Here is a 17,096-nt window from a genome sequence, read left to right on the forward strand (position 1 = left end):
TGCTCAGGCCCTCGCGGTGCGCGGATGGACGTCTGTCGGATCCCCGTGGATGCCCGGAGTGCCGGCAGTCGGCACGTGGCGGGTGCGGGCGGCACCGGGGATGGCGTCGAGCAGGGCGCGGGTGTACTCGTGTTCGGGACGGGCGAACAGTTCCGCCGTGCTGCCGGTCTCGACGATCCGGCCGGAGCGCATCACCGCGACCCGGTGGGCGATCTGGCGGACGACGGCCAGGTCGTGCGAGATGAACAGGTAGGCCACGCCGGTGTCGGCCTGCAGCCGCGCCAGCAGCTCGAGCACCTGGGCCTGTACCGAGACGTCCAGCGCGGAGACCGGCTCGTCGCAGACGACCAGCTCGGGGGCGAGCGCCAGCGCCCGGGCGATCGCGACCCGCTGACGCTGCCCGCCGGAGAGCTCCGCCGGGCGGCGGTCGACCATCGACGCGGGCAGCGCGACCCGGTCGAGCAGGTCCCGGACCCTGGCCAGGCGGGAGGCCCGGTCGCCGATGTGGAACACCCGCAACGGCTCGTTTATCACCTCTCCGATGGTGAACCTCGGGTCGAGGGATGCGTAGGGGTTCTGGTAGATGAGCTGGGCCCGCCGGCGCAGCGCCCGCAGCCGCCCGCCGCCGGCGCGGGTCACGTCGTCGCCGTCGAAGGTGATCCGCCCGCCGGTCGGGTCCACCAGCCGCAGCACGAGCCGGGCCGTCGTCGACTTTCCCGAGCCCGACTCGCCGACCAGCGCGAGCGTCTCGCCGCGGCTCACGGTGAAGCTGACGTCGTCGACGGCGCGCAGCAGCCGCGCCCCGCCGTCGGTCCTGGGCAGCGGGAAGTCCTTGACCAGGTGGTCCACCACGACCAGCGGCCGCGCACCACCCACGCCCACCGCGGCCTGGGTGGCCGTCTTCGTGAGAGCGGCCGGCGGGCGGGCGGCCAGGGGCGGCAGCGAGCCGCGGGCCGCGGCCAGGCCGGGGGCGGCACGCAGCAGGCGGCGCGTGTACGGGTCGCGCGGGGCGTCGAGGATCCGCCCGGTCGGGCCGGTCTCGACGATCTTGCCGCGCGACATCACCGCGATGCGCTGGGCGCGGTCGGCGGCGACGCCGAGGTCGTGGGTGACGAGCAGGACGGCGGTGCCGAGCTCGGTCGTCAGCCGTTCGAGGTGATCGAGGATGAGCCGCTGCACGGTCACGTCCAGCGCGCTGGTCGGCTCGTCGGCGATGATCAGGCTGGGCCCGGCGGCGATCGCGATGGCGATCAGCGCCCGCTGCCGCATCCCGCCGGACAGCTCGTGCGGGTACTGCCGGGCCCTGGTCGCCGGGTCCGGCAGGCCCGCCCGCTCCAGCAGCTCGACGGCGGCCCTGCCCGCCTCCCGGCGGCCGGCGAGCTGGTGGATCCGCAGCACCTCGGCGACCTGGTCGCCGATCCGCGCCACCGGGTTCAGCGAGACGGTCGGGTCCTGCGGGATGAGCCCGATGCCCGCGCCGCGGATGGCACGCAGCTCCCCCGCCGGGAGCCCGACCAGGTCGTGGGCGCCGAACCGGACGCTGCCGGCGTCGATCCGGCCACCGGGTGGCAGCAGGCCGATCACGGCGTGCGCCGTCGTGCTCTTCCCGGACCCGGACTCGCCGACCAGCGCGACGATCTCCCCCGGGCGGATGTCGAGGTCGATCCCACGGACGGCCGGGACCGGCCCGGTCCGGGTCTGGTACGAGACGGACAGCCCGCGGATCACGAGCAGGCTGTCGTTCTCCTGGTCGCTCCGCTCAGCAGCCGGTTCGGCCGGTTCGGCCGGTTCGGCCGCGGCGGGTCGGGCCGGGCCGCCGGTCATCGCTGGGTCGCCCATTCGCCGTCCAGCGCCCGGGCGATCCGGTTCGTCGACAGCACGGTCGCGGCCACCGTCAGGCCGGGCAGGGTCGAGAGCCACCAGGCGTTCGCCAGGTAGTTGCGTCCGCTCGAGATCAACGTTCCCCATTCCGGCGCGGGCGGGGCGGCGCCGTAGCCCAGGAAGCTCAGCGACGACACCGCCAGGACCGACACGCCGAAGTCGAGGGTCGCGAGCACGAGCACCGGCCCCATCGCGTTCGGCAGCACGTGCCGGCCGAGCACGCTGTACCAGCGGGCGCCGATCGACCGGGCCGCCTCGACGTACGTCGCCTGGCGCACCTTGAGCACCTCGGCGCGCATCACCCGGGCGAAGCTGGCGACGCTCGCGATCCCGACCGCGATGGCCACCTTGACCGTGCCGTAGCCGAGCGCGGTGACCAGGGCTAGTGACATGAACAGCCCCGGGATGGACAGCAGCACGTCGACGACGCGCATGATGACGTCCTCGGCCCAGCGGCCGACGAAGCCGGCGACGAGGCCGAGACCGCCGCCGACGACGAACGCGACGGCGACCGCGATGATCGTCGCCTTCAGTGACAGCGCGGCACCGTGCACGACACGGGCGAACACATCCCGGCCCAGCTCGTCGGTACCGAACCAGTGCTGGCCGCTGGGCCCCTGGAAGCGGCTGGTCGGTACGCCCAGCAGCGGGTCGCGGGAGGTGTAGAGCGCCGGCCAGAACGCGGCCAGCACCACCACGATCACCACGATCGCCGCCAGCACCAGGCCGGGCCGGTGCAGGAAGAACCGTCCGAGCCGGGGCAGGTCCACCCGGCGCCACGCCGAGGACGGTTCCCGCCACGACTGCGCGAGCTTCCCGAGCTCGGCGTTCGGTTCGAGGTCCGCGCCGGCGTCTTCGGGGGCATCCGGCGCCGAGGGCGCCGGCTCGGTCGCGGCGGGGCGGGTCACCGGGCGCTCCCCGCCACCGGCTCGATGGCCGACGTCGTCAGGACGCCGCCGCCCAGGGTCGGGTCCATCGGGGTGCTCTTTCTTCTGGAGGGACCGCGGCGGCCGGAGCCGACGGTGATCCTCGGGTCGAGGAGCGGGTACACGAGGTCGACGACCAGGTTGACCGTGATGAAGACGAACGCGCCGAAGACGACGACGCCCTGCACGACCGGGATGTCCTGCACGGTCACGGCGGCCGAGGTGATCCGACCGAGGCCGTTGCGGGAGAACACCGTCTCGACGACGACGGCGTTCGCCATCAACTGGCCGGTCAGCACGCCGGTGATCGTCAGCGCGGGCAGCAGGGCGTTGCGCAGCGCGTGCCGCAGGTGCACCCGCGCCCGGCCCGCCCCCTTGGCCAGGGCGGTCTGGGCGTACGGCTCGGCGAGCGCGGTGAGCAGGCTCTTGGCGAGGATCTGCGCGACCATCGCGCCGGGCAGCACCGCCAGGGTGACGGCCGGCAGTATCAGGCCGCGCAGCCCGTCGTTGCCGAAGGCGGGAAACAGCCTGATCCGGAACGAGAACAGCTGGACGAGCATCAACCCGACCCAGAAGCCGGGGACCGACACCCCGAGCGCCGGCAGCGAGAGCAGAGCCTGGCGAAGCCATCGCTGGTTGGTGTAGGTCGCGACGAGCGCGATCGTGCCGCCGGCGAGGACCCCGATGGCGAGGGCCAGCCCGGTGAGTGCCAGCGTCGGCGGCAGCGCTTCGCTCATCACCGAGCTGACTGGGCGATTGGTCGACACCGAGACGCCAAAGTCACCGCGCAGCGCCCTCGTCAGATAGTGGAGGTACTGCACCAGCACCGGCTCGTCGAAGCCGTACTGATATCTCAACCTCTCGATCTGCGCGGGGTCGATCCCCTGCGAGTCCATACCAGCACCGGCCATGGCCGTGACCGGGTCGCCCGGCAGGTAGTCGAGCACCAGGAACGTCACCGTGTAGGCCGCCCACAGCACGCCGACCGCCTGGGCGAGACGGCGAAGCACGTAGCGCCACATCTTCTCCGCCGTCTCCTGTCGTCGTGTTCCTCGAAGCGGTCGCGCCCCCGCGGCCGGCTGGTCTCGCCGCCGGCCCCGCCCGCGCGGCCACACCGCGGCCCCGCCGGCGGCCAGGTGACCGCGGGCGGGGCCGCGTGCTCAGTCGGTCAGCTCTTCCAGGTGTCGTGCAGCTGGATGCGGCTGGACGCCTCGAACTTCAGGTCGTGGACGTTCTTGCCGACGCCGAGTTCGGTCTCGAGCTCGACGACCGGGACGACGTAGGCGTTGTCGACGACCAGCCGCTGAGCCCGCTCGACGAGCGCCGCGCGCTTCGTCGCGTCGGGCTCCGCGGCCTGCTGGGCGAGCACCGTGTCCAGCTCGGTCACCGGGATCTTGTACGCGTTGAGGCCCTTGGTGGAGTACTGGCTGCGCAGGATGTCCGGGTCGGCCCGGGTCAGGTTGCCCCACAGCACGTCGAAGTCGGCGCCCGTCAGGATCTGGGTGATCTGCGCGATCTGGAGCTGCTTCAGCTCGACCTGGACGCCGACGGCCTTGAGCTGCTGCTGGACCAGCTCCATCGCCGGCTGGTTGGTGGCGGCGTTGGCGAACCAGGTGATCGTCAGGGAGAGCGGGGCGCCGTCCTTCTGCCGGATCCCGTCGGCGCCAAGCTTCCAGCCCGCCGCGTCGAGCAGCGAGCCGGCCTTCGCCTTGTCGAAGGTGAGGCTGGAGCTGAGGTCGACGTAGCTAGGCGTGGTGTGCGAGAGGATGCTCGTCGCCGGCTTGGTCCCGGTCGGGAACACGGTGTCGACGATCTGCTGCCGGTCGATCGCCAGACCAATCGCCTTCCGCACGTTCGGGTCGGTGTAGGGCGCCTTGGAGTTGTTGAAGCTCAGGCCGAAGGGCACACCCGGGTTGGCCCGGGCCTGCAGCTGGGCGCCGCTGCCCTCCAGTGCCGCCTCGTCCGCCTGGGCCACGGCGCCGATCGCGTCGACCTGGCCGGACTGCAGGCTGGAGGTCCGCACACCGGCCTCCGGCACCACCTTGAACTCGAGCGCGTCCAGGTAGGCGTCACCGGACTTGGTGAACAGCGACGAGCCCCAGGTGTAGCCGGTGCGCTTCGTCAGCGAGATCGACTGGCTGGGCACGTACTTCGACAGCACGAACGGCCCGGAGCCGATCACCCCGTCGCTGCAGCGCGCCTGCGGGGTCTTCTTGACGCTCGCCTCGGACACGATGCCGAGCGAGAACGTCGAGGTGGCCTGCAGGAACTGGGCGTTCGACTGCTGGAAGTCGATCTCGATGGTCTGGTCGTCGATCACCTTGCTGCCGGCGTAGCCACCCAGATAGCCGGCGCCCAGCTGGGCGAGGGCGCCCAGCTTGGGGATCGCCTCGAAGTTGTCCTTGACCACCTGCGCGGTCAGCGGCGTGCCGTCGCTGAACGTGACACCGGGCTTGAGGTGGAAGGTGAAGGACTTCGCGTCGGCACTGATCTCCCAGCTCCGCGCGAGCCAGGGAACGATCTTGCCCGTGTCGGGGTCCTGGTCGGTCAGCGAGTCGACGAGCTGGCGCGTCGAGTAGACCGTGTCGTTGCTGCCGACCTGCTGCGGGTCGACGCAGCCGATGTCCGAGCCGACCGCGAAGGTCAACGTGCCGCCGGGCTTCGGCGCGGCACTCGCGGGCGCGCCGCCGTCGGAGGAACCACCGGAACCACAGGCGCTCAGCAACGTCGTGCCGACGGCGAGCGCGGCCACAGCCACGGCCCACCGGGTGGGTGCGGACTGTCTTGATTGATTCACGACGGTCTCTTCTCCTCCTCGTTGGACGACCGTCGGGGAACGCTAGCCAGCCAGGCACTTTGTCGTCAATTCCGATGAACAAAGTGAAAAAGTAGAGACATGACCGTGTCACAGGCGCGACCGGTCAGCGCACCCGACCCGTCGTCCGTCGACCCGGCGGCCTCAGCTCAGGTGGTCTGCACCGACGGGGGATGCCCGTTCCAGGTGACGAAGCAGGACGAGGTGGCGGCGCCGTCCCGGCTGAAGTCCACGCGCAGCCAGCCGTCGGCCTCCCAGGCCTGAACCCGCCAGTCCGGCTCCGGGGTCGCGGACACCAGCCGAGCCGAGGTCTCGGTCATCTCCAGCACGACCCGGCCGCCGGTCAGCTGGTAGCTCCGGACGGCGGCGCCGTTCGAGGTGGCCGGGGCCGCCGCGGGCGGCCGCGAGACCTGCCCGCCGGCGGACCCCGCCGGGCCACCGCCGGCGGTCACCCCGGCCGTTCCGGCCCCAGCTCCGGGCCCCGGCTCCCCCGCCGCCGGCCCGGACGTCGCGGGCGTCTCGACGGCGGGGCCGGGCGCGGTCGTCGCGGACACGCCGGCCGTGGGCGCGGTGGCGCTCGCAGCGACGGACGGGGAGATCAGCGGCCCGACCGGGACGGCCTTGGGCAGCCCCGCGGCCGTCTCCAGCGGGAGCGCTCGCTGGACGCCGAACCAGGAGACCAGGACGGCGAGCCCGGTGCCGATGGTCCACAGGGCGAGGCGGCGCAGCGACCTGGCCACGTCGGCATGGTACAGGGCGGACATATCGGTCGACGGGCTCTACGGTACGGCGGTATGGCGACAGTGCTCGTGGTCGAGGATGATCCGTCGGTGCGGGCGGCGCTGGTCCGTCACCTCACCGCCGCCGGGCACGCGGTGCGCAGCGCCGGCGCCGCCCTGGACGCGATGCGCGAGGTCACGCAGGTCGGCTGCGACCTGGTCGTACTCGACCTGGGACTGCCCGACCTCGACGGCGCCGCCGCGCTGCGCATGCTGCGCGGCGTGACCGACGTTCCGGTGGTGGTCGCCACCGCGCGCGACGACGACGCCAGCATCGTGCGGCTGCTCAACAGCGGCGCGGACGACTACCTCGTCAAGCCGTTCACGCCGGCGCACCTCAACGCCCGGGTCGCCGCCGTGCTGCGCCGGGCGAGCCCGGCCGGGCGGGACGCCGCGGGCCAGGCGACCGTCGCGAGCCCGCCGTTACGGGTCGCGGAGCTGGTCGTCGACGGCCGCCGCCGGACGGCGACGCTGGCCGGCACGCCGCTCGACCTGACCCGCCGCGAGTTCGACCTGCTGGCCTACCTCGCCGCCCGCCCCGGGGTGGTGGTGACGCGCGACGAGCTGCTCGCGGCGGTGTGGCACCAGGCCTACGGCGGCGGCCAGACCATCGACGTGCACCTGTCGTGGCTGCGGCGCAAGCTCGGCGAGACGGCGGCCCGACCGCGCTACCTGCACACGGTGCGCGGGGTGGGCGTCAAGCTCGAGGCGCCGGCGGCATGAGGCGGGAGCTGATCCGGGTCTCGATCGCGGTCACGTCGATGGTGGCGCTGGCCTTCCTCATCCCACTCGCGCTGATCGTCGCCCAGACCGCGCGTGACCGCGCCTTCGTCCGGGCCGAGCGGACGGCCGCCGAGCTCGGGCCGGCCCTGGCGATCACCACCGACCCGTTCGCCCTCGACCGGGCACTCGCCACCACCCGCGGCGGGGCCGACGGCCTGGCCGCCGTCCACCTGCCCGCCACGGCCGGCGCGGGCGGCACGGGCGGCGCGCTGACCACGATCGGCCCGTCGCGGGTGACGCGTGAACAGTTGGCCGCCGTCGCGACTACCGGGCAGGCGGCGGTCCTCGACGCGCCGGGAGGCTCGGTCCTGCTACGCCCGGTGGCCGTGAGCGACGCGCGGATCGCCGTGGTCGAGGTGTTCGTGCCCGCCTCGTCGATGAATCAGGGAGTGCACACGGCCTGGCTGGTGCTCGGCGGGCTCGCGGTGGGCCTGGTCGCGATCTCGGTGCTGGTCGCCGACCGGCTGGCAAGCCGCACCGTGCGCGCGACCCGAGGGCTCGCCGCCACCGCCCGCCGGCTCGGCGCGGGCGACCTCGACGCCCGGGTGCCCACCTCGGGCACCGGGGTGCCGCCGGAGGTGCGCGACGCGGCCATCGCGTTCAACACGATGGCCGACCGGGTCCGCCAGCTGCTCGCCGCCGAACGCGAGCTGGCGGCCGACCTGTCGCACCGCCTGCGGACCCCGCTGACCGTGCTGCGGCTCAACACCGCCGCGCTGGCCGACGCCGGCTCGGCCGACCAGGTCCAGCTGGCCGTCGAGCGGCTGGAGCGCGAGGTGGACCACATCATCCGGGCGGCGCGCGACCGCGGCGCCGGCGGGCCGGCCGCGGCGAGCTGCGACGCGGCCGAGGTGGTCCGCGACCGGGTCGACTTCTGGTCGGTGCTCGCCGAGGACCAGGGACGCCCCTGGCGGCTGACCGGGGCCGCGGCCGACGCCGGCGACGCGCCGGTGCCCGTCGCCAGGGCCGAGCTGGTCGCCGCGCTCGACGCGCTGCTGGGCAACGTCTTCCAGCACACCGACGAGGGCGTCGGGTTCGCGGTCACCCTGCGGGCCGCGCCCGCCTCCGCCTCCGGTTCCGGTCCCGCCCTCGGTTCCGGTCCCGCCCTCGGCGCCGTCACCATCACGGTCGCGGACGCGGGCCCCGGCATCACCGACCCGGCCGAGGCGCTGCGGCGCGGCGCCGGGGCCGGCGGCGCCGGCTCCACCGGGCTGGGCCTGGACATCGCCCGCCGGGTGGCCGCGTCGACCGGCGGCGAGCTGACGGTCGGGCGGTCCGCGCTGGGCGGCGCCGAGATCCGGCTGCGCCTGCGCGCCACCGCCACCGCCGGCCACGGCGCGGGGCGGGCACGGCGGCGGAGACGGCGAAGCCGGCGCTGGCGCGCGCTTTCCTAAGCCAGTCCTAAGAGACCTTCTCGGCTGCCTCAGGCGGGGCTGCGCCGGCCGGCGCGCTGGCTAGCGTCCGCCTGCGGGGGCTCCCAAGGAGGTCACACCACGATGTCGTCGAAGCAGGGCCGGCACCGCCGACGCCGCCGGCAGATCATCTCCGGTACGGCGGTCGCGCTGGCGGCCGTGACCGGGCTCGTCCTGGCGCTCACCATTCCCGGCACCGCCTCCGCGTCGGTCTTCGGGGCGGCGTACGCGCGGACGGGGGCCTGGGAGACCGGCTACTCCGCCCAGTACCGGGTGACGAACACGACCGGGTCACCCCGCGGGTTCACCCTCGAGTTCGACCTGCCGGCCGGGGCGCGGCTCACCTCGCTGTGGAACGCCGAGCACCGGGTGGACGGCCAGCACGTCACCGTCACCCCGCCGAAGTGGCAGCCCGAGCTCGCCCCCGACGCGGCCGTCGACGTCGGTTTCGTGGTGAGCACGCCGGGCGGCGTCGCCGACCCGACCGGATGCCGGATCGACGGCGGCCCGTGCGTGCCGTCCGGCGACCCGGGGCAGCCGACCTCGGCGCCACCGGTCGCCACCTCCGCCCCGCCGTCCGCGCCCTCGTCGCCGACCTCGCCGCCGGCGACCGCTCCGGCGACGCCCACGTCGGCGCCGCCGGCGACCACCGCGCCGCCGGCCACCACCCCGCCGGGCGGCGGGTCCGGTAGCGGATCCGGCCATTTCGCTCCCTACATCGACACCTCGCTGTACCCGCCGTACGACCTGGTCGCGGCCGCGCAGGCCACCGGTGTGCGGACCTACACGCTGGCGTTCGTGCTCGCGGGCGGTGGCGGCTGCTCCCCCAGGTGGGGCGGGGTGTCCGAGCTGAACCAGGACGGTGTGCCCGGCCAGATCGGCCGGCTGCGCGAGCTGGGCGGTGACGTGCGGGTCTCGTTCGGCGGCGCGAACGGCACCGAGCTCGCGGGTGCCTGCGGCAGCCCGGCCGCGCTGGCCGCCGCCTACGGCCAGGTGGTCAGCACCTACGGCCTGAGCCAGGTGGACTTCGACATCGAGGGCTCGTCGCTGTCCGACACGGCGGCGAACGACCGGCGCGCCCAGGCGATCGCCCAGCTCCAGCGGGACGCGTCGGCGCAGGGCCGGCGCCTCGACGTGTCGTTCACGCTGCCGGTGCTCCCCTCCGGGCTCACCCAGACCGGCGTGGCGCTGCTCGAGAACGCGCGGGAGCGCGGCGTCAGGGTCGACGCGGTCAACGTCATGGCGATGGACTTCGGCGACGGCGTCGCGCCGAACCCCGACGGCCGGATGGGCGGTTACGCCATCGACTCGGTCACCGCCACGCAGGCCCAGGTGAGGGGCGTGTTCGGGCTCTCGGACGCAGAGGCCTGGTCGCGGCTCGCGGTCACCCCGATGATCGGCGTCAACGACGTGCGCACCGAGGTTTTCCGGCAGTCCGACGCCCGCCAGGTCGCCACGTTCGCCGCGCAGCACGGCCTGGCCTGGTGGTCCATGTGGTCGCTGACCCGCGACCAGCCGTGCCCCGGTGGGCCGGCCGACTACGCCCAGGCGACCTGCAGCAGCCTCACCCAGCAGCCGCTGGAGTTCACGCGGATCTTCGCCGCCGCCACCAGCGGCTAGCGAGCCCCGGTCGCGGCCACGCTGCCGCCGCGGCCGGCGTCGACGGCGGCCTCCTCCGTCCCCCTCCCGGGGCGCCGTCGACACCGCCGGCGGCGTCGACACCAGCCGTGTCGACGCCGTCGGTGCCATCGGTGCGGCCGGTGCCGCCCGAGGTTCTCGCCTTCAAGTCACCCCCGAGGAGACCGTGATGCTGAACCGACGCTCCCTGCTGGTCGGCGGCGCCGCCGCGCTGGCCACCGCCGGCGTGAGCGGCGCCGTCGCCGCCACCCGCTCCGGCGGCTCCGGCCAGGCCGCGCTGCTGGCCGCCAGCCAGGCGGCGGTCGACATCCCGGCCCACATCCCTGGCACGCCGCTGCCGCTGGTCATCGTCAACCACACCTACCGGTACGCGAACCGCGAGATCTGGTTCTACGTCGTCGGCACCGACCTGAGCACCGGCCGGCAGGTCTACGCCCGCGCGGACGGAAGCGTCGCCGAGGTCGCGCTGGGAGCGGACGGCGGCGACATCGCGATCCCGCTGGTGGCGGACGGCGACACCGTTGCCGCCGTCCCCACCGGGATGTCCGGGCGGATCTACGTCTCGATCGGCGCGAGGCTCGACTTCCGGATCGTCGCCGACGGGGCCGGCAGGCCGGCGTTGCAGTACCCGGCCGGCTGGGTGCGCGACGCGCCCGGGTACGCGGTGCTGCACGACTTCGTCGAGTTCACGCACAACGCGGCCGGCATGTTCTGCAACACGACCATGGTCGACATGTTCAGCGTCCCGCTCCTGCTGCGGCTGCACGGAGACGGTGACCAGACCACCGGCCAGGTCGTGCCCGGCGGCCGTGACGCGATCTTCGCCGCGCTCCGCGCGAACCCGGCGTTCGCTCCGCTGGTGGTCGGCGACGTCCGGGTCATCGCCCCGGGGCATGGCATCGAGGCAGGGCTCTTCCCGGCCACGTACTACGACTCGTACATCGACGCGGTGTGGAACCGCTACGCCTCGGGAGGGCTCACCGTCGACGCGGCCGGGCGGCGCGTCACCGGCCGGGTGACCGGCGGCGCGCTGGCCTTCGACGGCGGGGTGGCCGCGTTCGGCCGGCCGAGCACCCGCGACGTCCTCTTCTGCGACGGCGCTCTCGCGGCTCCCAACGACGGGGTCACCGGGCCGGTCGCGGCCGTCCTCGCCGCCGGGTTCAACCGCTCGACGCTGCTGACCGGTGCCGAGCAGCCCACAGGTGACCCGGGCGCCTACTACCAGGACGCCGTCACCAACCACTACGCGCGGGTCCTGCACGAGCACACCGACAACCACCGCGCCTACGGCTTCGCCTTCGACGACGTCGCCGGGCAGGCCTCCTACGTCGAGGACCACGCCCCGTCCCAGCTCACCCTGGTCCTGACCCCGTTCTGACCGGGGGCCGCCGCCGCTCCGGCCCCCGGCGGCGCCGGCGTGGGCCGAACAACCCTCTCCTCGCCCGCACCGTCGTCCCGAAATGGCCCCGAAACGGCCCCGAAACGATCAGACTGAGCCTGGACACGGGCTTGTGGCGCGCGATCCCCTCCATTAGGTTAGGCAAACCTAATATTAAGGGAGCCATAGTGGAGGACGCGGTGGAGCAGACGACAGGTGTCACCGGCAGCGGTGCCGCCCCGCGTCACCCCGAGCTGGTGGCGGTCGCCCGCGCTCTGACGGCGTCGGCGGACTACGGCAGCCTCGCCCTCTGGAGCGGCCGGGTCGCCCACGGCCTGCGCTTCACCACCCGCCGCCTCGACGGCACGCCGAACCCGGCCGCGGCCCAGAAGCCGACGAGCCTCGGATCCGTGGACCTGAGGAAGAAACCCGCGGCCAACCTGGACGCGGCCTGGCCGGTGGCCGCCGTCGACCGTCTCGTCCTGCTCGCGCCGCTGGCGATCGGCCGCCTGCTCATCGACGGCGACCAGGCCTGCCGTTTCCAGTTCTGCGGACCGGTGGCCGGGCAGACCCGCTGGGTGTCGGTCGCCTTCGGCGGCTGGGTGGCCGCCGTACCGGCGGCGGACACGGCCAGGCTCACCGAGCACTTCGCCGACCGGCATCCCACCGGCGACCTGTTCGACCTCGGCGAGCGGTGGGCGATGCTCGAAATCGACGTGGTGGAGGCGTTCGTGCGCACCGAGCACAGCGGCACGCGCCTCGACACGGGCGACGCGCGCTCGCTGCTCGCCTCCTGAGATGCCCGTCGCGTGGATTCGGCCGGACCGCCGCGTCGATGCGTCCGGGGCGGGCGCATGACCGCGGCGCGTTCCTCGGTCTGGCTGCGCTGCCGCCAGCGGCGCCCCAACGCCCGGTACCGCGTCGTCGTCTTCCCGCACGCCGGCGGTACCGCCAACGCGTACTGGACCTGGGCCGCGGAGTTTCCCGCGGACGTCGAGGTGTGGATGACGCAGTACCCCGGCCGGGAGAACCGGAGCGCCGAGCCGCTGGTGGACGCCATGGATCCGCTGGTGGACGGCATCGCCGCCGCCATCGCCGACCAGGCGCAGGCCTGGGAGTCGCCCGCTCACGCGGCCCGGCCCAGCGCCGCGGGGACCGCCGACTCCGCTGGAACCGCCGAATCTGTTGAGACCCCCGAATCGGTTGAGACCACCGACTCTGCTGAGACCACCGACTCCGCTGAGACCGGAGTGCCGCTGGTGCTGTTCGGCCACAGCATGGGCGCGTCCGTCGCGTACGAGACGGCCCGCCGCCTGCGGGAACGCCGGCCGGGACTCGTCCGCCTGCTGGTGGTCTCCGCGCGCGCCGCGCCGACGGTCGTTCGCCCGGGCCAGGACCACACGCTGTCTCGCGCGCGGTTCGTCGAGGTGCTGCGCGCCCAGGGCGGCACCGACGAGTCGATCTTCGAGCACGAGGACCTGCTGGACTACCTGCTGCCCATCATCCGCAACGACTACCGGCTGATCGAGACCTACCGACCGCCGTCGGACGTCCGGCTGCCGGTGGACATCGTGGCGTTCGCCGGCGCGGACGACCTGACGGTGCGGGTGGCGGACGTCCTCGCCTGGGCCGACGCGACCACGGCGTCCTTCGACGGCATGATCTTCCCGGGCGGGCATTTCTACCTGCGCGAGGACCCGGCCCCGGTCGTTACCGAGCTGGTGCGGCGTCTACGGCTCGCCGGTCAGCGGGAACCATCGCGGGACGGACGGCCAGATCCCGGGTGAGTGGGCGCGGCCGGCTCATGACGGGGCTCGCGACCGCAATCGCGGCGCAAATTAAGCGGTCGTAGGTTAAAAAGCCCACAGGCTGTGTACGAGCGCGCCGCGGGTTCGACCGTCAGCCGTGTCGCCAGTACAGCCGGATGCACTCAGTACATCAAGTTCAATGAATAACCGAATGTTTACCCGGCGTTTGCCGGAGGCGGTTTCTTTTGTCGGGTGGGTGGTCGATAACATCACAGCCGGCATTGGCGCCAGGGGGAGATCCAAAGCCCCGGCGGACCGCACCGCGCCAGTCAACTGTGACGCGAGCAACATTCGGAGCGGTCTTCCGAGGCAGCAGACGCGAGGTTCGCAAAGCCGGACGGCCGCCGCCGTTGTTGCGCAGAGGAGCTTGCCCGCAATGTCGCTACCAGTTCGTCGGCGAGCGTTCAGGACCGTCGCGCTCGCGGTCGGCGCCGGCAGCCTGGCCGCCAGCCTGGCCGCCTGCGGCCCCACAGGCGGCGGCGCGGCCGGCGGTACAGGCTGCGGATCCATCGCGCCGGGTATCACGCCGACGGCGGTCAAGGCTGGCATGACCTGGAGCGACACCGGCCCGTCCGCCAGCAGCATGCGTGCCTTCCGGGCTGGCGTGGACGCCCGGCTCCAGGTCGCCAACGACGAGGAGGGCGGCGTCTTCGGCCGCAAGGTCACCTATGCCTGGCGGGACGACCAGGCGGACCCGAGGCTCAACGTGACCAAGGTCCAGGAGCTCCTCGACCAGGAGCAGGTCTTCGGGTTCATCTACGGGTCCAGCGCGGGCAAGGATTCGGCCGCCCTGCTGCAGGAGCGCGGTATCCCGGTCACGGGCCCCGCCAGCGACCCCAGCTGGCTCGGCAAGAACAACATGTTCTCGTGGTTCTACGACGGCGACGGCTCCAGCACCGCCTGGGGCAAGTACGTCTTCGAGCAGGGCGGCACCCGCGCGGCCGTCTTCGCGATCGACGGGAGCGCCACCAGCGGCGACTTCACGCAGCAGTTCGTGGCGAGCCTGCGGGCCCGCGGCGTCAAGGTCGTCAAGACGTTCCAGACCAGCAGCGCGGTGATCGACTACCAGAGTGTCGCTCGACAGATCAGGGCGGCGAACGTCGACGCGATCGGTGGCGTTCTGCTTCCGGAGACGGCGGCCAACCTGCTGCCGGAGCTGCGCAGACTCGGCCTGACTCTCGGCGGCAAGCTCAAGGTCGTGCTGATGCCCCAGGGTTACGACGGCAGCAACCTGGCGAGGTTCGGCCAGTCGCTGGCCGGTGTGTCGATCTTCACCAATATCAAGCCCTTCGAGATCAATACTCCCGGGCAGCAGACATTCGTGCGGGCGATGAACGCCTATTCCCCGGAGATCCAGCCGGCGACGCAGGACAGCGCGGTCGACGGCTGGCTCTCGGCCGACCTGTTCATCCGCGGTCTCAAGGAGGCCGGACGGTGCCCGACCAGGGAGTCGTTCATCTCCGGCCTGCGCGGCGTGAAGGACTACGACAGCGCGGGGATGACACCGCAGGACGCCATCAGCCTCTCGACGAACTATCAGAACGTCTCGGTCTGCTACGACGTCATCCGGGTCAGCCAGGGCGGTGACGGGTTCGAGCCGGACGACCAGCCCGAATGCGGCGTCGTGATCACCCGGGAACGGATGAACGCCCTGAACCAGCAGCCCTGACGACCCTCAGGCCAGTCTGGTGGCTGGTGCCGCGATCGAGGTCCGGGACCGGGCCGGTGACGAGACCGGCGGCGACGTCGGAACCGGAGCGGGGTCGCGCAGCCAGTCCAGGGTCAGCCGGTAGCCGGCGGCGATCAGGGCCCGGGTGCCGCGGAAGTCGAACGGGTTCACGGTCTTCGTGCCCGGGGTGGGCAGCAGATAGACCGTGCCACGGACGGCGGACATGTCGGCCCGGGCGGCGTTCCCGAGGATCTGGTTCATCGCGCGCAGTGCCAGCGCGAACGCCCCGTGCGGGACGAGCTCGGCGGTAGCGGCGACGGGGGTGGGGCCGACCGAGGGCAGCACGTAGGTCGTCGTCGCGCCCAGACTCTCGGCCTGCCTGACTGGCGTGTCGGCGCTCACTCCCCCGTCGATGAGCCTCCGCCCCTCGATGGTGACCGGCGAGTAGACACCTGGGTAGGCCGAGGTCGCCAGCAGGGCCTCGACGGCGTCGCCGCGGGAGAGCACGACCGGGCGCCCGGTCTCCAGGTCGGTGGTGACGACATGGGCCGGGATGACCGTCTGCTCCAACCGGGGAACCACCAGCCCACTTTCGATCAGGTGGCGCAACCCGGCGCTGGAGGCCAGCCCGTCCTGCCGGCCGATCAGCCCACCCACCAGCGCGCGTGCGGACAGCGGCGCCACGTCCTTGCGACGTATCGATGCCCACACCGCGGCGGTGCGGTCGATGCCCGCCAAGGTGGGATCACTGGCATACGCGACGGCGTTGAGCGCGCCGGCCGAGGCGCCCACCACGAGGTCCGGGACGATGCCCGCCTCGGTCAACGCCCGCAGCATGCCGACATGGGCCGCGGCGAGGCTGCCTCCGCCCTGGAAGACGAACGCGACCCTGCCTCCGCCTGAGCTCTCCCCGGCGTCAGGTGAGCCTTCGGGATCGCCGCCCGCGCCGCGAGCTCGCGGGCCGGCCGCGAGGCCGAGGGCGCCGTCCGGCGACGGGACGGCGGGAAACGACGGCTGAGAGGGGAGCAGCGGCACGGTCATCAGACCTCCCGGGCATGTCCAGTCGCCTGCCGGGCTGGCTGCCCCGCCTGGAGGACACCGCCGCCCGAAGCCAATGTCAGGCTATGACATTCACTCCAACACCGACACCACCGCGCCCTATGCCACATGACGGACAGAGAGGATCCAAGCACTCACAGGTATGGCGCGCATCCGTCAGAGGTGCGGCCGCCGTGTTCGCCGCCGCCCTCGCCTGCGCCTGCGGGCGAAGGCAACCGCGGTTCAGCGACTCTGGTCGAGGTGGATGATCTATCCTGCGCTGGTAGCTGGCGGCGGATCGCGGCCGGCCTCTTGGACGCGCCCACGTGCGCCTGCCACCGCCCTCGCAAGAAGATCATTGCCGGAGGTCATGGCCGCATGTTCGGTATCCAGAACGAGTCTGGTCGGCCAGTGTCGCCGTGACGAAGAAAGATCCTGTACGGCGCGGGCCTCGACATCGGTTTTCGTTCGGCAAGCTGGTCGATTGGGAAACGCTGGTCGGCTTCGCGTGCGCCGCCGGGCTTGCTTTTCTCGCGCACTTCCTGGTCGACCATCGTGATGACGGCGTCCACGTGACCGGTACGTCGGTTCACGTTGAGGAACGCATCATCACCGACCTCAGCCAGCCAGCTCCTCCTGACCTGACCACCGTCCGATATCGGGACCTGGCAGGGAAGGAACACGTCGAGCGAGTCGACGGGAACTACGCGGTAGGCACCGCGGTCGACCTCCTGTACGACCCCGACAACCCGGGGAAGGTCGAGGCCGAGCGTTTCACCCATGGTGCATACGACCTGTGGGCGGCAATCACCGCGCTGGCCGCGCTGGTGACCTTCGTCGGCACCGCGTCCAGGTTGGCCTCGCCGGTGTGACGCCGTCCTGAGGACGGCCGCGGCCGGGAGGCGCCGGCCGGAATGCCACGAACTGGCCGCGGAATCAGCGGCTCCGCTCGACGGCCGACCATTTCGC

At 72.8% G+C, this 17,096-nt stretch carries 14 protein-coding genes; 8 read left to right on the forward strand and 6 right to left on the reverse strand.

Features of this window, described 5'->3' with window-relative positions; all coding sequences use genetic code 11:
- Positions 1-3 precede the first annotated feature (3 nt).
- The 5 genes from FRCN3DRAFT_RS0222755 to FRCN3DRAFT_RS0222775 form a co-directional block, all read right to left on the reverse strand.
- Complete coding sequence (locus FRCN3DRAFT_RS0222755) at positions 4-1,839, reverse strand: dipeptide ABC transporter ATP-binding protein (RefSeq protein WP_007508924.1); 1,836 nt, start codon at positions 1,837-1,839, stop codon at positions 4-6.
- Positions 1,821-2,789 (reverse strand): ABC transporter permease, encoded by a 969-nt coding sequence (locus FRCN3DRAFT_RS0222760; RefSeq protein WP_007508923.1) that lies wholly within the window; start codon positions 2,787-2,789, stop codon positions 1,821-1,823. Before FRCN3DRAFT_RS0222760 ends, FRCN3DRAFT_RS0222755 begins: the two co-directional genes overlap by 19 nt.
- Positions 2,786-3,829, reverse strand: a complete 1,044-nt coding sequence (locus FRCN3DRAFT_RS0222765) for an ABC transporter permease (RefSeq protein WP_007508921.1) — start codon at positions 3,827-3,829, stop codon at positions 2,786-2,788. Before FRCN3DRAFT_RS0222765 ends, FRCN3DRAFT_RS0222760 begins: the two co-directional genes overlap by 4 nt.
- A gap of 146 nt (positions 3,830-3,975) precedes the next feature.
- Entirely contained in the window at positions 3,976-5,604 is a 1,629-nt protein-coding gene (locus FRCN3DRAFT_RS0222770; protein ID WP_007508920.1) for an ABC transporter substrate-binding protein, read from the reverse strand.
- A 167-nt stretch (positions 5,605-5,771) separates the two neighbouring features.
- On the reverse strand, positions 5,772-6,362 hold the full coding sequence (locus tag FRCN3DRAFT_RS0222775) for a hypothetical protein (RefSeq protein ID WP_035929136.1): 591 nt from the start codon (positions 6,360-6,362) through the stop codon (positions 5,772-5,774).
- A 54-nt stretch (positions 6,363-6,416) separates the two neighbouring features.
- Between FRCN3DRAFT_RS0222775 and FRCN3DRAFT_RS0222780 the strand changes: the two genes are divergently transcribed.
- The 7 genes from FRCN3DRAFT_RS0222780 to FRCN3DRAFT_RS0222810 all read left to right on the forward strand — a co-directional run bounded on the left by FRCN3DRAFT_RS0222780 (position 6,417) and on the right by FRCN3DRAFT_RS0222810 (position 15,089).
- Positions 6,417-7,124, forward strand: coding sequence for a response regulator transcription factor (locus tag FRCN3DRAFT_RS0222780; protein WP_027140850.1), 708 nt, complete (start codon positions 6,417-6,419; stop codon positions 7,122-7,124).
- Positions 7,121-8,578 carry a sensor histidine kinase gene (locus FRCN3DRAFT_RS0222785; protein ID WP_027140851.1) on the forward strand — a complete coding sequence of 486 codons (1,458 nt, stop codon included), beginning with the start codon at positions 7,121-7,123 and terminating at the stop codon, positions 8,576-8,578. Before FRCN3DRAFT_RS0222780 ends, FRCN3DRAFT_RS0222785 begins: the two co-directional genes overlap by 4 nt.
- Before the next feature lie 102 nt (positions 8,579-8,680).
- Positions 8,681-10,216 carry a glycoside hydrolase family 18 protein gene (locus tag FRCN3DRAFT_RS0222790; RefSeq protein ID WP_007511403.1) on the forward strand — a complete coding sequence of 512 codons (1,536 nt, stop codon included), beginning with the start codon at positions 8,681-8,683 and terminating at the stop codon, positions 10,214-10,216.
- A 187-nt stretch (positions 10,217-10,403) separates the two neighbouring features.
- The gene (locus FRCN3DRAFT_RS0222795) at positions 10,404-11,612 is read left to right on the forward strand and encodes a beta-1,3-glucanase family protein (protein WP_007511400.1); all 1,209 of its coding nucleotides are present in this window, start codon (positions 10,404-10,406) and stop codon (positions 11,610-11,612) included.
- 200 nt (positions 11,613-11,812) lie between these two features.
- Positions 11,813-12,409: a hypothetical protein gene (locus FRCN3DRAFT_RS0222800; protein ID WP_007511399.1), complete on the forward strand. Its 597-nt coding sequence runs from the start codon at positions 11,813-11,815 to the stop codon at positions 12,407-12,409.
- Positions 12,410-12,466: 57 nt separating this feature from the next.
- Positions 12,467-13,399 carry a thioesterase II family protein gene (locus FRCN3DRAFT_RS54230; protein WP_007511397.1) on the forward strand — a complete coding sequence of 311 codons (933 nt, stop codon included), beginning with the start codon at positions 12,467-12,469 and terminating at the stop codon, positions 13,397-13,399.
- 397 nt (positions 13,400-13,796) lie between these two features.
- A complete protein-coding gene (locus FRCN3DRAFT_RS0222810; protein WP_007511395.1) occupies positions 13,797-15,089 on the forward strand; it encodes an ABC transporter substrate-binding protein in 1,293 nt (430 codons plus the stop codon).
- Positions 15,090-15,095: 6 nt separating this feature from the next.
- On the opposite strand, the gene FRCN3DRAFT_RS0222815 is transcribed toward FRCN3DRAFT_RS0222810, so the two are convergent.
- Positions 15,096-16,130, reverse strand: coding sequence for a patatin-like phospholipase family protein (locus tag FRCN3DRAFT_RS0222815; RefSeq protein ID WP_007511393.1), 1,035 nt, complete (start codon positions 16,128-16,130; stop codon positions 15,096-15,098).
- A 323-nt stretch (positions 16,131-16,453) separates the two neighbouring features.
- Between FRCN3DRAFT_RS0222815 and FRCN3DRAFT_RS0222820 the strand changes: the two genes are divergently transcribed.
- A complete protein-coding gene (locus FRCN3DRAFT_RS0222820; RefSeq protein WP_131803568.1) occupies positions 16,454-16,999 on the forward strand; it encodes a DUF3592 domain-containing protein in 546 nt (181 codons plus the stop codon).
- Positions 17,000-17,096 lie beyond the last annotated feature (97 nt).

It is taken from the genome of Pseudofrankia saprophytica, from assembly GCF_000235425.2.
GTDB classification, from domain to species: Bacteria; Actinomycetota; Actinomycetes; order Frankiales; family Frankiaceae; genus Pseudofrankia; species Pseudofrankia saprophytica.